Below are 22,707 nucleotides of genomic sequence, written 5' to 3' on the forward strand. Positions count from 1 at the left end.
GGCTCACCTCATCGACGCTAGAGACCGCCCCGCGCCCCCACAGGACAAAGCCCAGCGAATCACTCCAACGAGGCACCCTCACAAGATCTGCACCCCGGCAAGATCGACTGGCGGGGACACACGCTGGCGACACGCCGTGAGGCTGATCACGGAGCACGTTCGGCGGGTAGGGCAGCTTGATAGCGCAGCGTCGGCCAGCGCGGGCCGTTGCTCGGGAGAGTGGCCGCGGACTGGGAGACGGCGGCTTGCCGGTTGGCCTTGGGTTGTTGGGGTCGTACAACCTGGAGCGCGCGAGGTGTGGTGGCGCCGAGCCTCGGGCCGGTCTTCGGAATTCGCTACGGCGGGCGCCGTGAATTCCGCGAGCTCGTGGGGAATGGGTGATGCCGGGATTTGCACGGCCATTCACTGGCTGGCGTTCGGCCCGGATCGGATTGATTTCGCCCGGCGGTTCATGGCTCCTGTTTGATGAGCTGCTGGGAGATCTGCGGGAATCGCTGGATCCTCGCCCGGAGCGGCGCTACTCTGGAGACATGAACGCCACTCGGACCCTCCGTCAAGCCCCTGAGCTGGGGACCAGCTGGGGACCACACGTCATGCGCGCTGCCGAACGAGGTGCGCGAAACGTGCTCATCTGCACACGTACGACGTGTGTGCGAGCGCATTTCAGGCAGGAATAGGGGAACCCTTCCTGCTGGGGGTCAAGGGGTCGCAGGTTCAAATCCTGTCATCCCGACTTGCATAGCTGCAGGTCGGAGGCCGTTTCCGCGATAGCGGAGGCGGCTTTTTCTGTTGCCGTGTCAGCTGGTGGTCGCATGGTGGTCTCCGGGCCACTTCGGCCAGGAGTCTGATGGTTCGTCATTCCGGCTTGGCTGATGTGCGGGCAGTGGTCGGTGGGCGCGGGGTTGTTGGCGCCAGGGGCGTCGGGCCCGGCAGGCCGGGGAGCCGATGACGGTGCGTTCGGCGGTGTTCAGGATCCAGGCGATGGCGTCGACGGCTGCTCGGACCGCTGCGGGGCTGAGTTCGCTGTAGATGTTCGCGGTGGTGGAGAGTGTGCGGTGGCGCAGGGTCTTGGATACGGCGGGCAGGGGTACGCCTGCGTCCATGGCGAATCCGGCGGACAGGTGTCGCAGGTCGTGCAGGGCGATGCGGGGCACGCCGGCCCGTTTGCAGAGCAGATGGAAGTGCTCGAGCGCGTACTTGGGGTGCAGGGGTCGGTCGTGGCGGTGGAAGACGTAGCCGCCGGCCGGGTTGATCTGGCCGAACACGCGGGTTCCGGCCCGGTCGTCGATTGCGGTGGCGACTCGGTCGGACAGGGCGACCCAGGCGCGGCTGCCCTTGGTTTTGGGGGTGGTGAGCTGGAGCTGGTTGTTGTCGACGGCGGACAGGGTGGCCCGGATGAAGACGATGCGCTCATCGCGGTGAACGTCGTCCCAGCGCAGGGCGAGGGCTTCGCCCTTGCGCATCCCGGTGCCGATCATCAGCTCGGCCAGGTCGGCGAACATCGGGTCGGTGGTGTGGGTGAAGCGCAGGAAGCGGGCGGCTTCCTTGGCCGTCCACAGGTGTCGTTCAGCTGAGCGGGGCCGGGGGATCAGTGTCGGTTGGGCGGGGTTGTGGCCGAGTCGGTGGCGGGTGACCGCCTCGCCCAGGGCGCTGGAAAGCGTGGCCATGATCCGGTGGACGGTGACCTTGCCGCGGCCGTGGTGGAGCTGGGCGGTGACGAAGGCGTGCAGGTGCTTGTAGTCGAGGTCGTCGAGGGGGACGTCGCCGATGGCGGGGATGAGGTCGCGCTCCACGTAGGTGCGGTAGCGGGCCATGGTGGTGGGCTTGAGGACCAGACTCTTGGCTTCGAGCCAGCGCACAGGCACTGGGCGGTGCTCTCTCTCAGGTCGGCGGTGAAGCCGGCGTCCAGCGCCTGGGTGACGTGGCGCAGCGCGATGCGGGCTTCGACTTCGTCGCGGAAGCCGCCGCGCCGCACGGTGTGGCGGTGCCCGTTGGTGGAGGGGCCGTCGACGGCGAACGCCCAGCTTCCGTGGTCCGGGTCGGTGGCAAGGAGCAGGCAGTGGGTGCCGAGCTGCTTTCGCTGGTCGTCGCGGCAGCCGCAAGCGGCGGTAGACGCGTCCGCGGTCGGTAAGCGGGGGCCATGGTGATCACCTCCGGGAACGGAGTCGGTTCCTCTCCCAGTTTCGACCTGGACGGACACGACCACCACGCGACCACCCAGCGGCCACGCCATGGCTGACCTGCGCTGCTCCCTTGTTCAATGCTCAAGTCGGCCACCGTCTGCTACTGGGCGTGACTGAGCGCTCATAGCAGCGGTTGGCGTTGGCGACTCTGGTGAGCGGTATGGAATATGGCGACCGGGCATCACCCTGGTCGGGGGTTTGCGGTGATCTTCAGGTGTCCGTGGCAGCGGTCGCTCGCTTGGTCAGTCGGTCGCGATTCTGCGCGGCGATGGCGCGGACGAGCGTGGCGAACTGTGCGCGGCTGTGATGCTGGTGCCGCTCGGCGATCTCGTCCTCCGATTCCTCCTCGTCGTCCGGATCCTCTTCGTCCTCCTCGTCGAGCTCGGCGTACTCGTCGTGGAGGAGCCAGCAGCCGTTGATGCCGGCGAGGAGGTCTTCGAGCAGGTCCCGCGGGCGGGCCGGCGCGGGTCCAGCGGGGTCAGGCGGATGCCGGGGAGCACCGCGTCCTGCTCCGAATCGCCGTCGTCGTACTCGGCGATCGTCTCCTCGGCCTCGTCGAGCTGTTCGCGGAAGGAGGCCGGGTCGGGCAGCACATCGTCCGCGACCCGCATGGCATGGCGAACCAGCCCGGTGACGGCGTCGTAGGGGGAGACACCCTCGTCGAGGAGCTCCAGGACGAGGGTGTGCGTCTGGTGGGGGAGGGCCTCGATGTTGTCCGCCTCCCGCACCACCTCGGCCGCCGGGTACCCGGAGACTTCGGAGACGGCTTTAGCGGCGGCGTAGAGCCAGTGCGCCGCCGCGACCGCCGCAGCGGTCGAGTCGATGTTGGAGAACAGCGCGGTCGGACCGAACGGGTCCTCCTGCAGCAGCCGGTCCGCAGCGGCGACCTGCACCGGGGAGGCACCTTCGCGGCTGAGGAGCACGGCCTGCTGGGCGCGTGCTCTTCACTTGTCAGACCGTCCTGGGGCCGGGGTTCTCTCGGCGTGCGGCGGAGAGCGGCGCAGGGCCGAGGCCCTGGTACGTGGCTGGGAGGTGAGCGGGCCGAGGGCGACGGAGTCGATGGGGGTTCCGGCGGCCAGCCACTCCTCCACGGCGGCGACGTGGACCGCACTGGCAGCGGCTGCGAGCCCCGCATCGCGGGCGGCCAGGGCTCGCCAGATGGCCTCGTGCTCGCGATGTGCCTGCTCACGGGCGGTCGAGTGGCTGGTGCCGCGGACGATGCGCAGCCGCTGTGTGTGGGTGGAGAGGATGCCCAGCAAGGTGGAGAGGACCGGGTTGTCGACCGAGTCGGCGATGGTGCGGTGGAACTCGATGTCGAGCTCGACGAACTCCTCGATCCCGACATCGCCGGCGCACCGGTCGAGGATGTTCCGCAGCGCTTCGAGCTGCTCCCCGGTCAGCCGGCCGGCGGCGAGGGCGGCGGCCTGCGGTTCCAGCAGACCTCTGACCTGGAGGAGCTGGCGAGCGCTGTGGCCGTGGGAGACGTCGGCGGCGAAGGTCATCGCCTCCAGCAGGAGGTGCGGCTCCAGCCCGGAGACGTAGGTGCCGTCGCCCTGCTTGGCGACCAGGATCCGCATGGCGGTGAGGGCTCGGACCGCCTCGCGCAGCGAGCTGCGGGACAGCCCGAGCTGCTCGGAGAGGTCGGCCTCGTTGGGTAGCCGCGTGCCCGGTGGCAGGATGCCGGAGACGATCATCTCCTTGATCCGTTCGATGGCCTGGTCGGTGACCGCCATGCTGTTCGCACCTCCGTGGTGGATCGGACTCGAGGGGCCTCCTCCCGACCTCGACGGGCCCCGGAGGGCCTCAGTGCGGCCTCGGCGGGGCCTCAGCCGGGTCTCAGCGGATTCGTGCGGGTTGCTGAAGCGGCGCGATCAGGTGCCTGACCTGTGCGATCGCGCCGCTTCGGCAATTACCGGGCCTGACCTTCCGTCACTCCTGCTTCTCGCCGGAGGCGAAGCGGGAGATGATCAGGGCGATGATGATGATCGCGCCGTTGAGGAACTGGTTCCACAGCGGCGGTACGCCTGCCAGGGTCATCACGTTGACCACCAGTTGCAGTGTCAGCACGCCGGTGAGGGCGCCGAAGAGGGTGCCGCGGCCTCCGTTGAGGCTCACCCCGCCGATGACGGTGGCGGCGAAGACCTGGAAGATCCAGCCGTTGCCCTGGTCGGCGGAGATGGAGCCGTAGTGGCCGGTGTAGAGGATGCCGGCGAAGGCGGCCAGCACGCCGCCGAGGATCAGCACGGTCCAGGTGATCCGGTCGACCCGGATCCCGGCAGCCCGCGCCGCCTCGGGGTTGCCGCCGATCGCGTACAGCGCCCGGCCGTGCCGCAGCCAGGCCAGCGCCGCGCCGCCGAGGGTGAAAAGCAGCGCGCAGATCCAGATCGCGGCGGGTGCGCCGAGCCAGGAGGCGCTGCCGAGGTAGCTGAAGGAGCCGGGCAGGTTGACGATGGACTGGCCCTGGGAGATGGCTACTTGGAGTCCGCGCAGCAGGGTGAGCGCGCCGAGGGTGACGATGAATCCGTTGAGTCGCAGCTTGAGGATGAGGAAGCCGTTGATCGCGCCGATCAGCGCGCCGACCGCCAGGCAGAGCGGGATCGCGCTCCAGCTCGGGAAGAGGCCGATGCCGTTGAACCGGGCGCCGTGGTCGGGCAGGACCAGCCAGACCGCGATCACGGGGGCCACACCGATGGTGGACTCCAGCGAGAGGTCCATCCGGCCGCTGATCAGGATCAGGGCCTCGCCCAGGACCAGCAGGCTCAGTTCGGTGGCCTGTTGGCCGACGCCGAGCAGGTTGTCGCTGGTCAGGAAGGCCGGTGAGACGGCGAAGCCGATCACGCCGAGGACCAGCAGGACCGGCAGCAGCGACAGGTCGCGGTAGCGGGCGAGGTCGAAGCGGCGGCCCGCCGCGGTGGCGGCGGCCGGGGGTGTGGCGAGCTCAGTGGTGGGGGCCATGGTCTTCCTTCGTGTCAGTCGTGCCGGCCATGCCCTCCATGGCTGCGACCAGCTGTTCGTCACTCCAGCCCGAGGGGAACTGCGCCACGACGCGGCCGTGGAACATGGCCACGACCCGGTCGCAGGCCCGCAGGTCGTCGAGTTCGTCGGAGACGATGACGGCGCTCCGGCCGCTGTCGGCGACCTCCCGGATGGTGCCGAGCAGGGATTCCTTGGACTTGATGTCCACGCCGTTGGTCGGACGGATCGCGACCAGGACGTGCGGCTGGGTGGCCAGCGCCCGGGCGATCACCACCTTCTGCTGGTTGCCGCCGGACAGGGCGGAGACGGGCGTCGCCGGTCCGGGGGTCTTGATGTCCAGGCCGGTGATCATGCGCTGGGCGAACTCCCGTGTGCGGGAGGGCAGTACGGTACCGAACGGGCCCAACTGGTCGGTCACCGTCAAGGTGGCGTTCTCGGCGACGCTGCGCTGCGGGATCAAGCCCTGAAGGTGCCGGTCCTCGGGGACGAACCCGATCCCGGCGGCCAGCGCCGCCGGCACCCGGCCCGGGCGTACCGGGCGGTCGGCGACCGTGATGGTCCCCGCCTTGGGGCGGTGCAGTCCGGCCAGGGTCTCGCCGAGCTGCACGTTGCCGCTGGCCGCGGCCCCGGCGAGGCCGACGACCTCACCGGCCCGGGCGGTCAGTGAGACTCCCTGGTAGGCCCCGGGCAGGTCGAGGTCCGTGACCTTGAGCAGCACGTCGCCCGCCGCGCGGGTTCCGCCGGTGGTCGACCAGGACGGCTCCGCGCCCCGCGAGGTCTCCCCGGTCATCGCCTCGACCAGCTCGTGCTGGTCGAGTTCGGCGACCGGGGCGGTGAGGATGTGCCGCGCGTCGCGGTAGACGGTGACGGTGTCGCAGAGATCGTAGACCTCCTGGAGGTGGTGCGAGATGAAGAGGAACGCCACGCCCTGGCGCTGGAGTTCGCGCAGCTTGGCGAAGAGTCGCTCGATGCCGCGGGCGTCCAGCTTGGCGGTCGGCTCGTCCAGGATGATGAACCGGGCGCCGAACGAGAGCGCCCGAGCGATCTCCACGAACTGGCGCTGTTCGACGGTGAGTTCCTCGGCGCGAGTGCTCGGGTCGACGTCCACGCCGTACTCGGCGAGCAGTTCGGCGGCCCGTAGGCGCAGCTGCCGCCAGCTGATCGGGCGCAGCGCCCGCGCACTCTGCCGGTCGAGGAAGAGGTTCTCCGCGACGGTGAGAGCCCCGATGACGGTGGAGCGCTGGTAGACGCAGGCGACCCGGGAGCGCCAGGCCTCGGTGTCCCCGGGGGCCGGGGCCGGGTCGCCGTTGAAGCGCAGGGTGCCGGTGTCAGCGTTCTGCAGTCCGGTGAGGATCGAGACGAGAGTGGATTTGCCTGCGCCGTTGCGGCCCACCAGGGCGTGCGACTCGCCGGGTGCTACCGAGATGCGGGCGTCGCGCAGCGCGACGGTGGCGCCGAAGCGCTTGCTGATCCCGTCGGCTTCGACAACGGGGCCCCGGATGGGGCTGGAGTCCGCCATGGCGGGGATGTCCTTTCCGCAGAAGACCCGGGGGCGGCGGCTTCGAGGGGTCGGGCACCGCCGCACCGAGGGGCGTGGGATTACATGGTCGGACTACTTGGCGATGTTGTTGGCCCAGAGGGCCTTGTCGTCCACGTTGTCCTTGGTGACCAGCGGGGCGGGCAGCTGGTCCTCCAGACCGTTGGGCAGCGAGATGATGGTGGACTGGTGGTCGGTGGGGCCTGGCTGGAAGGTCTTGCCCTCGGCCGCGGCCTGGGCGTAGAAGAGCGCGTACTTGGCGTACAGGTCGGCCGGCTGGGAGATCGTGGCGTCGATCTGGCCCTGGCGGATCGCGTCGAACTCCTGCGGGATGCCGTCGTTGGAGATGATCGCGATGTGGCCGGGCTGTCCGACCGGCTTGAGCAGGCCCTTCTGTTGCAGCAGCGCGAGGGTGGGCTGCAGGAAGACGCCGCCGGCCTGCATGTAGATGCCCTTCAGGTCCGGGTTGGCGGCCAGCGTGGACTGGAGCTTGGCGGAGGCCACGTCGCCCTTCCAGTCGGTGGCCAGCTCGATCACCTGGATGCCGGGGAACTCGCTCTTCATGCAGGCGGCGAATGCCTCCGAGCGGTCGCGGCCGTTGATCGAGTCGAGTGCGCCCTGGAGTTCGGCGACCTTGCCCTTCCCGCCGAGCTGCTTGCCCAGGAACTCGCACGCCTTGGTGCCGTACGCCTTGTTGTCCGCGCGGACCACCATGTACACCTGCCCCTTGTCCGGGCGGGTGTCGACGCTGATCACGGGAATCTTCCTGGCGGCGAGCGCGTCCAGGGTGGAGGTGATCGCGCCGGTGTCCTGCGGGGCCATCACCACGGCCTTGGCGCCGGTGTTCTCGAACACCTGGACGTTGGAGACCAGCTTGGTGATGTCGTTCTGCGAGTTGCTGACCGGCAGTGCGTGCAGGCCCTGGTCGGAGACGCCGGACTTGATGTACTGCGCGTAGGAGTTCCAGAAGTCGGAGTCAGCCCGCGGCAGGTCGATCCCGATCGCCGGCTTGCCGCCGGCGGCGCTGCTGCTGCTCCGGTTGCAGGCCGTGGCGAACCCCGCCAGCACGACGAAGGTGGCGGCGGTCGCCGCGATTCTGGTGGAGAAGCGAGGCTTCATGGTGCTGATCTCCTTGGCTGGGATGCCGAGCGCCCCGAAGGGGCGGGGTGGGGACTGGTGCTGCGCGAGACCGCGGGTGCCGGCGGCCGTGGTGAGCCTCCCGCAGTCATCGGATGGATTGCGGTATCGAGGACCCTATGAGTCGAAAACCTGGCTGGCAAGGGAAGACCTCTGATGAATCCCAACCGTTACGTCCAGGCTTCCAGCAGGTGTCGCGAGAACCAGATGTCCCCACCTGAGGTGCGGTGTTATCGGCCTATGCGCTCAGTCGAAAGAGTCATCGGAGGACTTCTTGCAGTCTCAGGGTCTTTGCTCATATGGTCTGACGACAGCACAGAGATCCGATGTGTTTGGCTGCGCTCGATGGCGGAGGTTCCCACCTCCAGAACGACGGGAGACGAGAGATGAGGCTGCTGCGGCTCGGAAGTCCGGGAGCGGAGGCTCCTGCGGTCCAGACCGGGGACGGTCGGACGTTCGCGCTGTCGGGCCTGACCGGCGACATCGACGGAGCGTTCCTCGCTTCGGGCGGGATCGAGCGGGTCCGGCGCGCGCTGGCCGAGGAGGCACTGCCCCTCCTCGATCCGGCCGGGCTGCGTGTCGGCGCCCCGGTCGCCCGCCCGGGCAAGGTGGTCTGCATCGGGCTCAACTACCGCGACCACGCCGAGGAGACCGGCGCCGCGATCCCGCCGCGCCCGGTGGTGTTCATGAAGGACCCGGCCACCGTGGTCGGCCCCTACGACCGGGTGCTGATCCCCCGGAACTCGGTGAGGACCGACTGGGAAGTGGAGCTCGCGCTGGTGATCGGCCGCGAGGCCCGCTACCTCGGATCCCCCGCCGACGCCGTCGGCGTGATCGCGGGCTACGCGATCAGCAACGACGTCTCCGAGCGGGAGTTCCAGCTCGAATTCTCCGGCCAGTGGGATCTCGGCAAGTCCTGCGAGACCTTCAACCCGCTGGGCCCCTGGCTGGTCACCCCGGACGAGGCCGGCGACCCGCAGACGCTGGGCATGCGCCTGGCCGTCAACGGCACCGCACGCCAGGACGGCAACACCAAGAACATGATCTTCGACGTCAACTACCTGGTCTGGTACCTGAGCCAGTACATGGTGCTGAACCCGGGCGACGTCATCAACACCGGCACCCCGGCCGGAGTCGCGCTGGGCCTGCCCGGCACCCCGTACCTGCGCGCCGGCGACACCGTCGAGCTGTCCATCGACGGTCTCGGTACCCAGCGCCAGACCTTCGCCAACGCTTGAGAGGCACCGAGTTGTCCGCCCAGACCGCACGGATCACCGCCGTCGACACCTACGACATCCGCTTTCCCACCTCGCGCGAGCTGGACGGGTCCGACGCGATGAACCCGGACCCCGACTACTCCGCCGCCTACGTCGTCCTGCGCACCTGCGCGGGCGGCCACGAGGGCCACGGCTTCACCTTCACCATCGGCCGGGGCAACGAGGTCCAGGTGGCCGCGATCGACGCACTGCGCGCGCACATCGTCGGACGTCCGGTCGCCGAGCTGTGCGAAGACCCCGGCTCGCTGAGCCGCGACCTGATCGGCGACAGCCAACTGCGCTGGCTGGGCCCTGAGAAGGGCGTGATGCACATGGCGATCGGCGCCGTCGTCAACGCCGTGTGGGATCTGGCGGCCAAGCGAGAGGGGAAGCCACTGTGGCAGCTGCTCGCGGACGCCGACCCCGCCTGGCTGGTCTCCCAGGTCGACTTCCGCTACATCAGCGACGCCCTGACCCCCGAGGAGGCGCTGGATCTGCTGCGCCGGGGCAAGCAGGGCGCCGACGACCGCGAGGCCGAGCTGCGCCGGCGCGGCTACCCCGGCTACACCACCTCCCCCGGCTGGCTCGGCTACAGCGACGAGAAGCTGACCCGCCTGGCCAAGGAGGCCGTGGCCGCCGGCTTCACCCAGATCAAGCTCAAGGTCGGCGCGGACCTGGCCGACGACATCCGCCGCTGCCGCACCGCCCGCGCGGCGATCGGCCCGGACATCCGGATGGCGATCGACGCCAACCAGCGCTGGAACGTCGCCCAGGCCATCGAGTGGACCAACGCGCTGGCCGAGTTCGACCCGTACTGGATCGAGGAGCCCACCAGCCCCGACGACGTGCTCGGCCACGCCGCCGTCCGTCGCGGCGTCCAGCCGGTCAAGGTCGCCACCGGCGAACACGTCCAGAACCGGATCATCTTCAAACAGCTGCTCCAGGCCGGAGCCGTCGACGTCCTCCAGCTGGATGCCGCCCGGGTCGGCGGCGTGAACGAGAACCTCGCCATCCTGCTGCTGGCCGCCAAGTTCGGTGTTCCCGTCTGCCCGCACGCCGGCGGCGTGGGCCTGTGCGAACTGGTCCAGCACCTGTCGATGTTCGACTACGTCGCGCTCTGCGGCACCACCGAGAACCGCGTCATCGAGTACGTCGACCACCTGCACCAGCACTTCGTGGACCCCGTGGTGATCCACGACGGCCACTACCAAGCGCCCACCGCCCCCGGCTTCTCCGCCACCATGCACCAGGCCACCGTCGACACCTACCTCTACCCGGACGGCGCCTTCTGGGCCGCCGACCGGCTCACCGAGACGGAGCTCAGCGTATGACGAACGATCTGTCAGGGCTGTGCGCCCTGGTCACCGGCGGCGCCTCCGGCATCGGCCTGGCCACGGCCCAGTTGCTGAGCGAGTGCGGCGCACGGGTGGCGGTGCTCGACCTCGACCCGCGCGGCGCCCAGCCGCCGCTGCTCGGCTTCACCGCCGACCTCGGTGACGACGCGTCGGTGCGCGCGGCCGTCGAGGCGGCCGTCGGCGCGCTGGGCGGCCTGGACATCCTGGTCAACAACGCGGGGATCGGCGCGGCCGGCACCGTGGCGGACAACCCGGACGAGCAGTGGCACCAGGTGCTGGACATCAACGTGGTCGGCCTGGTCCGCACCACCCGCGCCGCGCTCCCGCACCTGCGCCGCTCCGCCAACGCGGCGATCGTCAACACCTGTTCGATCGCCGCCACCGCCGGTCTGCCGCAGCGCGCGCTGTACTCGGCGAGCAAGGGCGCCGTCCTCTCGCTGACCCTGGCGATGGCGGCCGACCACGTGCGCGAGGGCATCCGGGTGAACTGCGTCAACCCCGGTACGGTGGACACGCCTTGGGTCGGCCGGCTGCTGGACGCGGCGCCCGACCCGGCAGCCGAGCGGGCCGCACTGAACGGCCGTCAGCCCACCGGTCGGCTGGTCAGCGCGCCGGAGGTGGCCGCCGCGATCGCCTACCTGGCCTCCCCGGCCGCCGGCAGCGTCACCGGAACGGCGCTTGCGGTGGACGGCGGGATGGCCGGGCTGCGGCTGCGACCGGAGCCGCCGCGATGAAGCTCGGATCCAGCCGGGTCGAGGCCGGCCCGTTCGCCTTCGGCGCCGCCGCGATCGGCAACCTCTTCACGCCGGTCACCGACGCTCAGGCGGAACAGGCGCTCCAGGCCGCGTGGGAGGTGGGCGTGCGGTACTTCGACACCGCACCGCACTACGGGCTGGGCCTGTCGGAGCGCCGGCTGGGAGCGGCGCTGCGCGGGCGGCCGCGCTCGGAATTCACCATCTCCACCAAGGTCGGCCGACTGCTGGAACCGCTGCCCGCCCCGGCCGGGGACGACCTGGCCGACGGCTTCGCCGTGCCGGCGACCCACCGGCGGGTCTGGGACTTCAGCGCCGACGGGGTGCGCCGCTCGATCGAGGCCAGCCTGCAGCGCCTGGGCCTGGACCGGATCGACCTCGTCTACCTGCACGACCCGGACGACCACGTCGAGCAGGCCCTGACCGATGCCTACCCCGAGCTGGAGCGGCTACGTGCCGAAGGCGTCATCGGCGCGATCGGTGTCGGCATGAACCAGGCCGCCGTCCCTGCCCGGTTCGTCCGCGAGAGCGACATCGACGTCGTCCTGCTGGCCGGCCGCTACACCCTGCTGGACCAGAGCGGACTGGCCGAACTGCTGCCGCTGGCCGCCGAGCACCGGGTGGCGGTGGTGGTCGGCGGGGTCTTCAACTCCGGCCTGCTCGCGGACCCCAGGCCCGGCGCCACCTTCGACTACACCGCCGCTCCGCCAGAGGTCCTGGCCCGGGCGCTGGGCTTCAAAGCCGTCTGCGAGCGGCACGGCGTGCCGCTACGCGCCGCCGCGCTGCGCTTCCCCTTCGGGCACCCGGCGGTCGCCGGCGTGCTGGTCGGCGTCCGCAGCGCGGCAGAGGTGAGCGACGCCGCCGCCATGCTGCGGCTCGCCCTGCCGGCAGCGCTCTGGCAGGACCTGAAGGCGCACGGCCTGCTGGCCCCCGGTGTACCGACGCCCGAGGAGGCGAGCTGAGTGCGCATCGCCCTGTTCATCACCTGCTTCAACGACACCCTCTACCCCGGCACCGGCCGGGCGGTCCTGACCGTGCTGGAACGCCTGGGCCACACCGTGGACTTCCCGCAGGAGCAGACCTGCTGCGGTCAGATGCACTTCAACACCGGCTACCGGCCCGAGGCCGCCCCGCTGGTCGCCCGGTTCGCCCGCGCCTTCGCCGACTACGACGCGGTGGTCACCCCCTCGGCCTCCTGCGCCGGCATGATACGGGAGAACCACCCGGTGCTCGCCGAGCAGTACGGGTCCACTTCCCTGCAGCAGCAGGTCGCCGAACTCGTCCCAAGGGTCTACGAGTTCACCGAGTTCCTGACCGACGTCCTCAAGGTCACCGAGGTCGGCGCCCGGTTCCCCCACAAGGTCGCCTACCACCCCACCTGCCACTCCCTGCGCGGCCTGCGCCTGGGCGACCGGCCGCTGCGGCTGCTGCGCGCGGTCAAGGACCTCGACCTGGTGGAACTGCCCAGCGCCGACTCCTGCTGCGGCTTCGGCGGCACCTTCGCGGTGAAGAACGCCGACACCTCCAGCGCGATGCTCGCCGACAAGGCGGCCGGGGTGCTGGCGAGCGGTGCCGAGGTGCTCTGCGCCGCCGACAACTCCTGTCTGATGCACATCGGCGGCGGCCTCTCCCGCCAGGGCAGCGGCGTGCGGACCATGCATCTGGCCGAGATCCTGGCCGGCGCCGAAGGAGAGAAACGATGAGCGATCGCGGTGTGGTCTGGCTCGGCTCGCCGTCCTTCCCCGAGGCGGCCCGCACCGCGCTCGCCGACCAGCAGCTGCGTACCAACCTGCGGCGCGCCACCACCACCATCCGCGACAAGCGCCTGGCCGTCGCCGCGGAACTCGACGACTGGGAGGAGCTGCGCACCGCGGCCGAGGCGATCAAGCGCCGCACGGCCCGTCACCTCGACCGCTACCTGCTGCAGCTGGAGGAGGCGGTCACCGCCGCCGGCGGATCCGTGCACTGGGCGGGCGACGCCGCCGAGGCCAACCGGATCGTCGCCGCTCTCATTCAGGCCACCGGAGAGCGCGAGGTGGTCAAGATCAAGTCGATGGCGACCCAGGAGATCGGCCTCAACGAGGCGCTCGCGCTCGAAGGGATCACCGCCTACGAGACCGATCTGGCCGAACTGATCGTGCAGTTGGGCGAGGACCGCCCCTCGCACATCCTGGTACCGGCGATCCACAAGAACCGCACCGAGATCCGCGACCTGTTCGCCGCCGAGATGGCGCACTGGGGCGAGCCGGCCCCCGAGGGCCTGAGCGACGATCCCCGCGAACTCGCCGAGGCGGCCCGGCGCCACCTGCGCAAGAAGTTCCTGGCCGCCAAGGTCGCCGTCTCGGGCGCCAACTTCGCGGTGGCCGACACCGGTACGGTCACGGTGGTGGAGTCGGAGGGGAACGGGCGGATGTGCCTGAGCCTGCCCGAGACGCTGATCACCGTGATGGGCATCGAGAAGGTCGTTCCCACCTGGTCGGACCTGGAGGTCTTCCTGCAGCTGCTGCCGCGTTCCTCCACCGGCGAGCGGATGAACCCGTACACCTCGACCTGGACCGGGGTGACCGAAGGCGACGGCCCGTCACAGTTCCACCTGGTGCTGCTGGACAATGGACGCACCGACACCCTGGCCGACACCGTCGGACGGCAGGTGCTGGCCTGCATCCGCTGCTCCGCCTGCCTGAACGTCTGCCCCGTCTTCGAGCGCACCGGTGGCCACGCCTACGGCTCGGTCTACCCGGGGCCGATCGGCGCGGTGCTCACCCCGCAGCTGGTAGGAGTCGAGCAGGCCGCCTCACTGCCGTTCGCCTCCACCCTCTGCGGGGCCTGCTACGACGCCTGCCCCGTGAAGATCAACATCCCCGAGGTGCTGGCCCACCTGAGGGCCGAGGTGGTCGAGGCCAAGCGCCACCCGCTGAGCCCGGAAGCCCTCGCGATGAAGGCCGCCGCCACCGTGCTGGACTCACCCCGGCTGCTCTCCGCCGCGCAGAAGGCGGCCTCGCTCGGCGGGCGGGTGCTGGCCCGCGAGGGCAGGATCGGCCGGCTGCCCGGACCGCTGCACGGCTGGTCCGACACCCGCGACAGCCCCGCGCCCCCGGCCGAGTCGTTCCGGACCTGGTGGCGCAAGAACCGAGAGGGAACGCCGTGAGCAGCCGCGAGACCATCCTGGCCCGGATCCGGGGCGCGCTGGCCGACGTCCCAGCCGAGGAGGGACCTGAACACGTCGCGGTGGAACGTGCGTACCGGCGCAGCCACCTGGAGCCGGGGCAGGACCCGGTGGAGCTCTTCGCCGAGCGGGTCGCCGACTACCGGGCCACCGTTCACCGGGCCGCCCCCGAGGACGTGCCCGCGGTGATCGCCCGGGCGCTGACCGAGCGCGGCGTCGGCCGGCTGGCACTGCCATCCGGGTTCCCCACCGAGCTGCTGCCGGGCGGGAGCCGGCAGTGGCAGTCGGAACCCCTGACGGTGCCGGAACTGGAGGCGCTGGACGGCTCGGTGACCCTGGCGGCCGTCGGCATCGCGGTGACCGGCACCATCGTGCTGGACGCGGGCCCCGGCCAGGGCCGGCGGGCGCTGAGCCTGGTGCCCGACTACCACCTGTGCGTGATCCGCGCCGAGCAGATCGCCGACGACCTGCCCGACGCGCTCGCCCGGCTCGACCCCGCCCGACCCCTCACCTTCATCTCCGGACCGTCCGCCACCAGCGACATCGAACTCGACCGCGTCGAGGGCGTGCACGGCCCGCGCACCCTGGACGTCGTCATCGTGGAGCAGTCAGTGGAGCAGTCAGTGGAGCAGTCATGAGAATCGCCCTGCACACCCGCGTCCGCCCCGACCGGATCGAGGAGTACGAGGCCGCTCACCGGGCCGTCCCCGCCGAACTCGCCATCGCCATCCGGGCCGCCGGGGTCTCCTCGTGGACCATCTGGCGCAGCGGCACCGAGCTGTTCCACCTGCTCGACTGCGAGGACTACGGCCGACTGCTGGCGCAGTTGGAGCAGCTGTCGGTCAACATCGCGTGGCAGGCCCGGATGGGCGACCTGCTGGACGTGGTGCACGACTACTCCGCCGAGGGCGCCTCGGCCGGACTCCCGGTGGTGTGGAACCTGTGACGGACCACAAGATCGTCGACTCGCACCACCACGTCTGGGACCTGGCAGTCCGTCCGCAGCCGTGGATCTCGGGCCCGGCGCTGGCCCCGCTGGCCCGCTCCTTCTCCCTCACCGACCTGGCACCCGAGGCCCGCGCGGCCGGGGTGAGTGCAGCCGTGGTCGTGCAGACCGTCTGCGTACCCGAGGAGACACCCGAACTGCTCAGGCTGGCCGCCGAGGACGCGCTGGTGGCGGGTGTGGTGGGCTGGACGAAGCTGACCGCCCCCGACATCGCGGACAGGCTCGCCGAACTGCGTGAACTGCCCGGTGGCAAACGGCTGGTGAGTATCCGTCACCAAGTACAGGAGGAGCCGGACCCGAACTGGCTGCTGCGCCCCGAGGTCCGGCGCGGCCTGCTCGCCGTCGCCGCCGCCGGGCTCGCCTACGACCTGGTCGTCACGCCGGAGCAACTGCCGGCCGCCACCGCCGCCGCGGCCGCCCTGCCCGGACTCACCTTCGTCCTCGACCATCTGGGCAAACCGCCGATCGCCGGCGGAGCCCTGGGGGCCTGGGCCACCCGGCTGCGCCGCTTCGCCGCCCTGCCCAACACGGTCGCCAAGCTCTCCGGCCTGCTCACCGAGGCCACCAGCGGCGGCTGGACCCTCGACGACCTGCGGCCCGCCGTCGACACCGCCCTCGACGCCTTCGGCCCGCAGCGCCTGCTGTACGGCTCCGACTGGCCGGTCTCCACCCTGGAGGCGCCCTACAGCCGGGTGCTGGCCGTCACCCAGGAGCTCACCGCCGGCCTCACCCCCGGCGAGCGGCAGGCCCTCTTCGCGGGCAACGCGATCCGGGTCTACGGGCTCGCCGGGCACTGACCGGGGAGTGGAGCAGCGCTGCCGCTCACTCCAGGGCGTTCCGCAGCCACTGCTCCACTCCCGCCACGTGCACCGTCGCCCAGGAGCGGGCGACCTCGGGCTGGCGAGCGGCGATCGCGGTGTAGATCGCGCGGTGCTCCTCGGTGGTACGGGTCACTGCGCCCTCCTCGGTGATGCCGCGCCAGACGCGGGCCCGGGCCGTGGGACCGGAGATGCCCTCGATCAGCGAGCAGAGCACGGTGTTCCCGGCGCCGGCCGCGATCCGACGGTGGAACTCCAGGTCGCTGGCGATCAGCTCCTCGAGCGAGGGATCGGCGGGCAGGCGGTCCAGGACCTGGCCCAGCTCGGCGATGGCCTCCTCGGACATCGCCGTGGCGGCCATCGCGGCGGCGGCCGGTTCCAGGATGCGGCGCACCTCCAGGAACTCCAGCACCGTGTCGTCCTGGTGGAAGTCGACCACGAAGCCGAGCGCGTTCAGCAGCAGGTGGGGTTCCAGGCTGGTGACGTAGGTGCCGTCGCCCTGGCGCACGTCGAGCACCCGGATCAGCGAGAGCGCCTTGACCGCCTCGCGCAGCGAGTTGCGGGACAGGCCCAGCCGCTCGGCGAGGTCGGCCTCCTTCGGCAGGCGGGCCCCGGGGAACAGCTCGCCGCTGACGATCATCGCCTTGATCTTCTCGATCGCCTCGTCAGTGACCGGCACTGGCCCCACTCCCCAACGTCATCTGATCCCTTTCGCTGCCCGCAGAGTAGACCACCTCGGAAGAGGTCCCATGTTATCCGTCTTCGGGGTGGACAGCCGCCAGTTTCCCTGGGATTTTGCTGGGGCTCTTGTCTGACACATCCGATGTATGGATACTCGCGTCAAGCCAGTGCAGTGCCGCCTTCCCGCGCGCCCCCTCTTGCACCGGATCCCCTACGACGACTAGGACTCTCGGTGAACCACAACTCCCACCAGGCCAGGCCCGAGGCACTCTCCCGCCGTTCCGTGCTCCGTGGCGCGCTCACCCTGGGTGCCATGCTCACCGTCTCGTCGCTGCCCGTCTTCGAGGCCCGGGCGGCCGTCCCACGCCCGGCCACCGCCGCCCTGGTGCCCGACGCGCAGGCCACCGTGCTCCGGTACGGCGCCCCCGCCGCCGAGTCGGCGATCATGCAGCAGGGCCTGCCGATCGGCAACGGGCGGATCGGCGCCATGACCACCGGCGACCCCTCGTACGACGCGTTCTACCTCTCCGACGCCACCTTGTGGACCGGCGGCCTCAACGCCAGCCTCGGCTCCGACGGCCAGTTCCCCTACGACGCCGACGACTTCGGCACCTTCGGCCAGCTCGCCCAGGTCTACCTCAGCCTGCCGGCGCACACCACCTCGGCTATCACCGACTACCAGCGCCGTCTCGACCTGAGCAACGGGCTGGCCGTCACCACCTACCGGCTCGGCGGGGTGACCTACCGGCGCGAGGTCTTCGTCAGCCACCCGGACGACCTGGTGGTGATCCGGCTCAGCCAGAGCGGCGGCGGCTCCTACATCGGCAGCCTCACCCTCAACGGCACCCGCGGCGAGAGCGTCACCGCCGGCTCGTTCAGCGCCGTCCTGGCCAACGGCCTGAAGTACGCCGCCACCCTCAAGGCAGCGGCCACCACCGGGACCGTCAGCACCAGCGGGAGCACCGTCAGCTTCCGCAACTGCCAGGAGGTTGTCCTGCTGATCAGCGGCGGCACCACCTACTCGCCGACCGCGCCCAACTTCATCGACACCGCCGCCGACCCGCTGGCCACCGCGACGGCCACCGCCACCAGCGCGGCCGGCGTCCGCGGCGCCTCCCTGCTCGCCACCCACGTCGCCGACTACCAGCGCCTGCAGCAGTCGATGACCGTCAACCTGGGCACCTCCACCGCCGCCCAGCGCGCCATGGACACCCCCGCCCGGCTGGCCGCCCGGGCCGCCACCGGCGCCGCGCCCGACCCCGAACTCGACGCCTGCTACCTCCAGTTCGGCCGCTACCTGATGATCACCGGCTCCCGGACCGGCCTCCCGCTCAACCTCCAGGGCCTGTGGATCGACACCAACTCCCCTTCCTGGATGAGCGACTACCATACCGACATCAACGTCCAGATGAACTACTGGCTGCCCGACCGGGCCGGCCTCTCCGAGTGCTTCACCGCCTTCGCCGACTACTGCGTCAGCCAGTACCCGTCCTGGCAGGCAACCACCCAGGCGCTCTTCAACGACTCCCGCAACGGCTTCCGCAACACCTCGGGGAAGATCGCCGGCTGGACGGTGGGCATCTCCACCAACCCCTGGGGCGGCTCCGGCTGGTGGTGGCAGCCGGCCGGCAGCGCCTGGCTCTCCAACTCGCTCTACGAGCACTACGAGTACACCCAGGACCAGGCCTACCTGTCCCGGATCTACCCGCTGCTCAAGGGAGCCTGCGAGTTCTGGCAGGCCCGCCTGATCACCACCACCGTCAACGGTGCCCAGGTCCTGGTGGACGACCACGACTGGTCCCCCGAGCAGGGCCCCACCGACGCGATCGGCATCACCTTCGCCCAGGAACTGGTCTGGCAGCTCTTCCAGAACTACCGCACCGCCGCCGCCACCCTCGGTCTGGACAGCGCCTTCGCCGCCACCGTGACCGACCTGCAGAGCCGCCTCTACCTGCCACAGGTCAGCGCCACCACCGGCTGGCTGGAGGAGTGGATGACCGACGCCAACCTCGGCGACACCACCCACCGCCACCTCTCGCCACTGATCGGCCTCTTCCCCGGCGACCGGATCTCCCCCGACACCAGCCCGGCCGCGCTGATCACCGGCGCCACCAACCTGCTCACCGCGCGCGGGATGCAGAGCTTCGGCTGGGCCTGCGCCTGGCGCGCCCTGTGCTGGGCCCGGCTGCACAACGCCGACAAGGCCTACCAACTGGTCACCACGGTGATGACGCCCTCGGTGAACAACAGCAACGGCGCCGCCGCCAACATGCTGGACATGTACAGCCTCGGCTCCAGCACCGTCTTCCAGATCGACGCCAACTTCGGCACCCCCAGCGCGATGCTCGAAATGCTGCTGTACTCGCGCCCCGGCCGACTGGAGCTGCTTCCGGCCGTGCCCTCGGCCTGGTCCGCCGCCGGTTCGGTCACCGGCGTCGGCGCGCGCGGCGGGCTCACGGTCGACTTCGCCTGGACCAACGGCCAGGTCACCACCGTCACCCTGCACGGCGCACCGGGCACCACGACCACCGTGCAGGTCGGCACCAGCAGCACCGCCGTCACCATCCCGGCCGGCGGCTCCTACACCTTCACCCCCGCGCCCGCAGTGCCGAGCCGCTGCCAGCTGGTCAACCGGGCCAGCGGCAAGGCGATCGACGTGCCCGGCTCGGCCACCAGCACGGGCACCGCACTGATCCAGTACGCCCCGCACGGCAGCGACAACCAGCACTGGAACGTGCTTCCGAGCGGCACCGGCTGGCAGTTCGTGAACGTGCACTCGGCCCTGGCCATGGACGTGAACGACGGCTCGACCGCGCCCGGCACCCCGATCATCCAATGGACCCCGGGCACCGCCACCAACCAGCAGTGGACGCTGACCGACGCGGGCGGCGGCCACGTCACCATCACCTGCGTGCGCAGCGGCCTGGTGCTCGGGGTGGCCGGCGGCTCCCCGGCCGACCTGGCGGCGATCCAGCAGCAGACCGCCACCGGCAGCGCGAGCCAGCAGTGGCTCCTGCAGGCCGTCTGACGCAGGACTCGTCATGGCCGCCGGCCTACCGACTCCCGGCGAGGCTGCGGTGGGGCCTGTGAGTGTTGTAGAACTGCTCGTACTCGTATAGCGCGTGGAGTAGTTGGGCCTGGTTCCAGGTGAGGGTACGGTCGAGGAGCCTGGTTCGGCAGGATCGCACCCGCCCCCAGCCCTTCGACCGGGAGGTACCCCAGCTCCGCGATCGCGTTCATGCGCGGCATTGGGATGCCGGTCTGGACGACCTCGATGCTCTCGGCGTGCAGGACGGCGTCGAAGGCGGCCGGGTGGCGGATGTCGCGGTCGCGGAGCAGGAACTTCACCCTGGCGTCGGTGCACTGAAGGTCCATGACCATGTTCCGGGGGAGCTGGGTCATCCAGGCCGCGGTGGGGTGGGTGGGTCGATCACCGCGAGGAAGGTCACGGTTGCCCCGGTCGGTGTTCTGGCCACGAAGAAGTCGGTGGCGAGGATGGCGTGGGCTTGGGAGCGGAGGAAGGTTGCCCAGGCGGTGTGGGCGCGTTCGGGTGCGGGGTCGATGCCGTGTTCCTTGAGGAGGCTCCGCACGGTGGAGGCGGCGACCTTGATGCCGAGGGTCGCGAGTTCGCGTGGATGCGCCGGTAACCACACCTGACGGTGTGTGGCTGGCCCACACCGACGCGGACTCCCGCGTTCCGGCCGACTGGCTCGCACGTAGCGGAGCTTCTTCGGCTCGGCGGTGGCCAACTCGCCGTCCAGCAGCAGGGTTCGGGCGCAGACGAGCAGGTCGATGGCGGTCAGGGACAGCTCCAGCCAGGCCTTGTTGATCGCGAAGTGGCGGGAGGGGAAGCGGCCGAAGCTGGTGCTCTTGCCGCAGCGGATGTGGTCCTCGACCCTGGCGTGGGCGCGATGGCGGACCTCCAGTTGCTGCAGCGAACCGCCGCCGACTACGGGCGTGTCGGTGAGGAAGACCTGGTGGCGCATCCCTTCGTCCTGGCCGAAGAGCGAGAGTTGGGCGCCGGGATGGGGCCGCTCGCGCCGAACGATGGCGCGGATGCCGTCCGGGTGGCCGGCGAGGTCGACCAGGCCGGTCAGTTCCGCGACTTCTGCCCCGGCCCGGAGGGAGCCGTCCTGTTCCAGGGCGGGGTGCCAGACATGCTCGGGCAGGGCCCGGATGGCCTTGCGGAACTCGGCGGTGACGGCGTGTCCGACGGAGAAGGTGGTCTGGATGCCGCGCTGTCGAAGGGCGCGCACGTGCGCGAGGAAGGCCTTGGCGCTGCCCGGCACCACGGCCACCCACCCGACACGGAACCTGCCATCAACACGCTCCCTTGTTCGCAAAGACCACGGAATGCGGCCCGCTCCGGCACGTCGGTCACGACATGCCGACGATGCGTACCCGACCCATCGCGCGGACACACCCACCCCACACCCCTGTCGCGCCAGACGAACGACCCCACCTTCCCCGGCCCGCCACCCGGCCACCCACCCCCTCGCCGGGGACGACTGCCGGGACACCACCCAAACCGTCGCGGTGAGTCCGTAACCATCAGCGCGCGGCACCGCCCCGAGCGCGATCCCTGGTCCTGGTCCGGTTCATCGCTCCGCGTACCCTCACAGCATGCTGCTTGCTGCCATCCCCTCCCCGTCGGTGAATGGTTTCTTCCTGGGACCGCTGCACGTCCACTTCTACGCGCTGATGTATATCGTTGGCATCGGCCTCGCCGTCATGATCGGCCGACGTCGCTGGCAGGCGTCAGGCGGCGACCCGGCCCTGGTCGACGAGATGGCACTGTGGGGCGTGCCGTTCGGCATCCTCGGTGGCCGCATCTACTTCGACCTGACGACGCCGCAGGGCATCCCACCGCACTGGTGGGGGCCGCTGGCGGTGTGGGACGGTGGACTTGGCATCTGGGGCGGCGTCGCCTTGGCCGCCGCGGTCTGTATCTGGCGACTGCGCAGGGAAGGCGCCGACGTCCCCCGCATGATGGACGCGCTGGCGCCCTGCCTACTGGTCGCGCAAGCGATCGGTCGGATCGGTAACTACTTCAACCAGGAGCTGTTCGGCGGGCCGACCAACCTGCCCTGGGGGCTGGAAATCTCTCCTGCCTACCGCCCGACCAGCTACCTACAGGACCCCACGTTCCATCCCACCTTCCTGTACGAACTAATCTGGGACCTCCTGCTTGCAGCGGCCCTGGTATGGCTCGGCCGCAGCAAGGTCCGGCCGGGCAGCCTGTTCGTGCTCTACGTCGCTGGATACTCAGCCTTCCGCATCTTCGAGGAATCGCTCCGCGTCGACTACTCGCAGTACTTCCTCGGGCTACGGCTCAACTTCTTCGTTGCGTCCCTGCTGATGCTCGCCGGCCTGGCGTGGTTCGTCCTGCTGCAGCGATGCCGCCCCCAGCAGCCACCCGCGCAATCGGCAGGGACCGCCTCCACCAATGCCGACAAGGCCGACGTCAGGTAGGCCGCTCACATTTCCCCGGTGATTACGCAGCGACAACTCTGTAGGACTTGCGGAGCCTGCGAAGGCAGATAAGGGCGGGCACCAGCGAATTTGACTACGTCCTCTCAGTAGTTGGTGGTTGGGTAGCCGGGTTTGGTGGGGTTTCGGTGGGCGATATTTCGGTGGGGCCCGCCGGTGCTGGTGCGACTGTGTGGGTGCCGATAGTCCCATCATCGGGAAGGTTGATCCAGGCGGTGCGCTTGCGGAGCCGGCCTGGCCGCAACGGGCCGCGGCGGACCACCGGGACAGGACGAAGTCCTCCTCGGGTGCCGGGCACGGATAGAGTCGATGCAGCGGCCCAGGACCGGGACGTGTGACGGAGGAAACGG

19 protein-coding genes and 1 pseudogene are annotated in these 22,707 nt (G+C 70.4%); 12 read left to right on the top strand and 8 right to left on the bottom strand.

Translation table 11 applies throughout. The features are described from left to right. Nucleotides 1-797: 797 nt before the first annotated feature. Nucleotides 798-1,865 carry a site-specific integrase gene (locus P3T29_RS30345; RefSeq protein ID WP_280719895.1) on the bottom strand — a complete coding sequence of 356 codons (1,068 nt, stop codon included), beginning with the start codon at nt 1,863-1,865 and terminating at the stop codon, nt 798-800. A 56-nt stretch (nt 1,866-1,921) separates the two neighbouring features. On the opposite strand from P3T29_RS30345, the gene P3T29_RS30350 reads away from it, so the two are divergent. Further along, a complete protein-coding gene (locus P3T29_RS30350; RefSeq protein WP_280719896.1) occupies nt 1,922-2,131 on the top strand; it encodes a hypothetical protein in 210 nt (69 codons plus the stop codon). Nucleotides 2,132-2,425: 294 nt separating this feature from the next. Here the strand turns inward: P3T29_RS30350 and P3T29_RS30355 are convergent, their stop codons facing one another. The 5 genes from P3T29_RS30355 to P3T29_RS30375 form a co-directional block, all read right to left on the bottom strand. After that, nucleotides 2,426-3,076, bottom strand: coding sequence for a hypothetical protein (locus P3T29_RS30355; protein ID WP_280719897.1), 651 nt, complete (start codon nt 3,074-3,076; stop codon nt 2,426-2,428). A gap of 51 nt (nt 3,077-3,127) precedes the next feature. Next, nucleotides 3,128-3,916 carry a FadR/GntR family transcriptional regulator gene (locus tag P3T29_RS30360; RefSeq protein ID WP_348532875.1) on the bottom strand — a complete coding sequence of 263 codons (789 nt, stop codon included), beginning with the start codon at nt 3,914-3,916 and terminating at the stop codon, nt 3,128-3,130. Between the two features lie 196 nt (nt 3,917-4,112). Beyond that, nucleotides 4,113-5,138 carry an ABC transporter permease gene (locus P3T29_RS30365; RefSeq protein ID WP_280719898.1) on the bottom strand — a complete coding sequence of 342 codons (1,026 nt, stop codon included), beginning with the start codon at nt 5,136-5,138 and terminating at the stop codon, nt 4,113-4,115. Beyond that, nucleotides 5,122-6,678, bottom strand: a complete 1,557-nt coding sequence (locus tag P3T29_RS30370; RefSeq protein ID WP_280719899.1) for a sugar ABC transporter ATP-binding protein — start codon at nt 6,676-6,678, stop codon at nt 5,122-5,124. The genes P3T29_RS30365 and P3T29_RS30370 overlap by 17 nt, the downstream gene beginning before the upstream one ends. 93 nt (nt 6,679-6,771) lie before the next feature. Beyond that, entirely contained in the window at nt 6,772-7,815 is a 1,044-nt protein-coding gene (locus P3T29_RS30375; protein WP_280719900.1) for a sugar ABC transporter substrate-binding protein, read from the bottom strand. Nucleotides 7,816-8,219: 404 nt separating this feature from the next. Between P3T29_RS30375 and P3T29_RS30380 the strand changes: the two genes are divergently transcribed. The 9 genes from P3T29_RS30380 to P3T29_RS30420 are packed head-to-tail and all read left to right on the top strand — an operon-like array spanning nt 8,220 to nt 16,165. Next, nucleotides 8,220-9,071, top strand: a complete 852-nt coding sequence (locus tag P3T29_RS30380; protein WP_280719901.1) for a fumarylacetoacetate hydrolase family protein — start codon at nt 8,220-8,222, stop codon at nt 9,069-9,071. A gap of 11 nt (nt 9,072-9,082) precedes the next feature. Beyond that, the gene (locus tag P3T29_RS30385; protein ID WP_280719902.1) at nt 9,083-10,420 is read left to right on the top strand and encodes an L-fuconate dehydratase; all 1,338 of its coding nucleotides are present in this window, start codon (nt 9,083-9,085) and stop codon (nt 10,418-10,420) included. After that, nucleotides 10,417-11,178, top strand: coding sequence for an SDR family oxidoreductase (locus P3T29_RS30390; protein WP_280719903.1), 762 nt, complete (start codon nt 10,417-10,419; stop codon nt 11,176-11,178). Before P3T29_RS30385 ends, P3T29_RS30390 begins: the two co-directional genes overlap by 4 nt. Continuing rightward, nucleotides 11,175-12,158, top strand: coding sequence for an aldo/keto reductase (locus P3T29_RS30395; RefSeq protein WP_280719904.1), 984 nt, complete (start codon nt 11,175-11,177; stop codon nt 12,156-12,158). The genes P3T29_RS30390 and P3T29_RS30395 overlap by 4 nt, the downstream gene beginning before the upstream one ends. After that, nucleotides 12,159-12,899: a (Fe-S)-binding protein gene (locus P3T29_RS30400; protein ID WP_280719905.1), complete on the top strand. Its 741-nt coding sequence runs from the start codon at nt 12,159-12,161 to the stop codon at nt 12,897-12,899. Then, on the top strand, nt 12,896-14,344 hold the full coding sequence (locus tag P3T29_RS30405; protein ID WP_280719906.1) for a LutB/LldF family L-lactate oxidation iron-sulfur protein: 1,449 nt from the start codon (nt 12,896-12,898) through the stop codon (nt 14,342-14,344). Before P3T29_RS30400 ends, P3T29_RS30405 begins: the two co-directional genes overlap by 4 nt. After that, nucleotides 14,341-15,000, top strand: a complete 660-nt coding sequence (locus P3T29_RS30410) for a lactate utilization protein C (RefSeq protein ID WP_280719907.1) — start codon at nt 14,341-14,343, stop codon at nt 14,998-15,000. The genes P3T29_RS30405 and P3T29_RS30410 overlap by 4 nt, the downstream gene beginning before the upstream one ends. After that, nucleotides 14,997-15,308: an L-rhamnose mutarotase gene (locus P3T29_RS30415; protein ID WP_280719908.1), complete on the top strand. Its 312-nt coding sequence runs from the start codon at nt 14,997-14,999 to the stop codon at nt 15,306-15,308. Before P3T29_RS30410 ends, P3T29_RS30415 begins: the two co-directional genes overlap by 4 nt. Continuing rightward, the gene (locus P3T29_RS30420; protein WP_280719909.1) at nt 15,305-16,165 is read left to right on the top strand and encodes an amidohydrolase family protein; all 861 of its coding nucleotides are present in this window, start codon (nt 15,305-15,307) and stop codon (nt 16,163-16,165) included. The genes P3T29_RS30415 and P3T29_RS30420 overlap by 4 nt, the downstream gene beginning before the upstream one ends. Before the next feature lie 25 nt (nt 16,166-16,190). On the opposite strand, the gene P3T29_RS30425 is transcribed toward P3T29_RS30420, so the two are convergent. Continuing rightward, entirely contained in the window at nt 16,191-16,865 is a 675-nt protein-coding gene (locus P3T29_RS30425; RefSeq protein ID WP_280719910.1) for a FadR/GntR family transcriptional regulator, read from the bottom strand. Nucleotides 16,866-17,099: 234 nt separating this feature from the next. On the opposite strand from P3T29_RS30425, the gene P3T29_RS30430 reads away from it, so the two are divergent. Next, nucleotides 17,100-19,895, top strand: a complete 2,796-nt coding sequence (locus P3T29_RS30430) for a glycoside hydrolase N-terminal domain-containing protein (protein WP_280719911.1) — start codon at nt 17,100-17,102, stop codon at nt 19,893-19,895. Nucleotides 19,896-20,583: 688 nt separating this feature from the next. Here the strand turns inward: P3T29_RS30430 and P3T29_RS30435 are convergent. Further along, nucleotides 20,584-21,150, bottom strand: a pseudogene (locus P3T29_RS30435) (transposase); the annotation flags it as partial. Between the two features lie 340 nt (nt 21,151-21,490). Here P3T29_RS30435 and lgt point away from each other — a divergent pair. Then, nucleotides 21,491-22,339 carry a prolipoprotein diacylglyceryl transferase gene (gene lgt, locus P3T29_RS30440; protein ID WP_280719912.1) on the top strand — a complete coding sequence of 283 codons (849 nt, stop codon included), beginning with the start codon at nt 21,491-21,493 and terminating at the stop codon, nt 22,337-22,339. The last annotated feature ends 368 nt before the right edge of the window (nt 22,340-22,707 follow it).

The organism is Kitasatospora sp. MAP5-34 (assembly GCF_029894335.1).
Lineage (GTDB): Bacteria > Actinomycetota > Actinomycetes > Streptomycetales > Streptomycetaceae > Kitasatospora.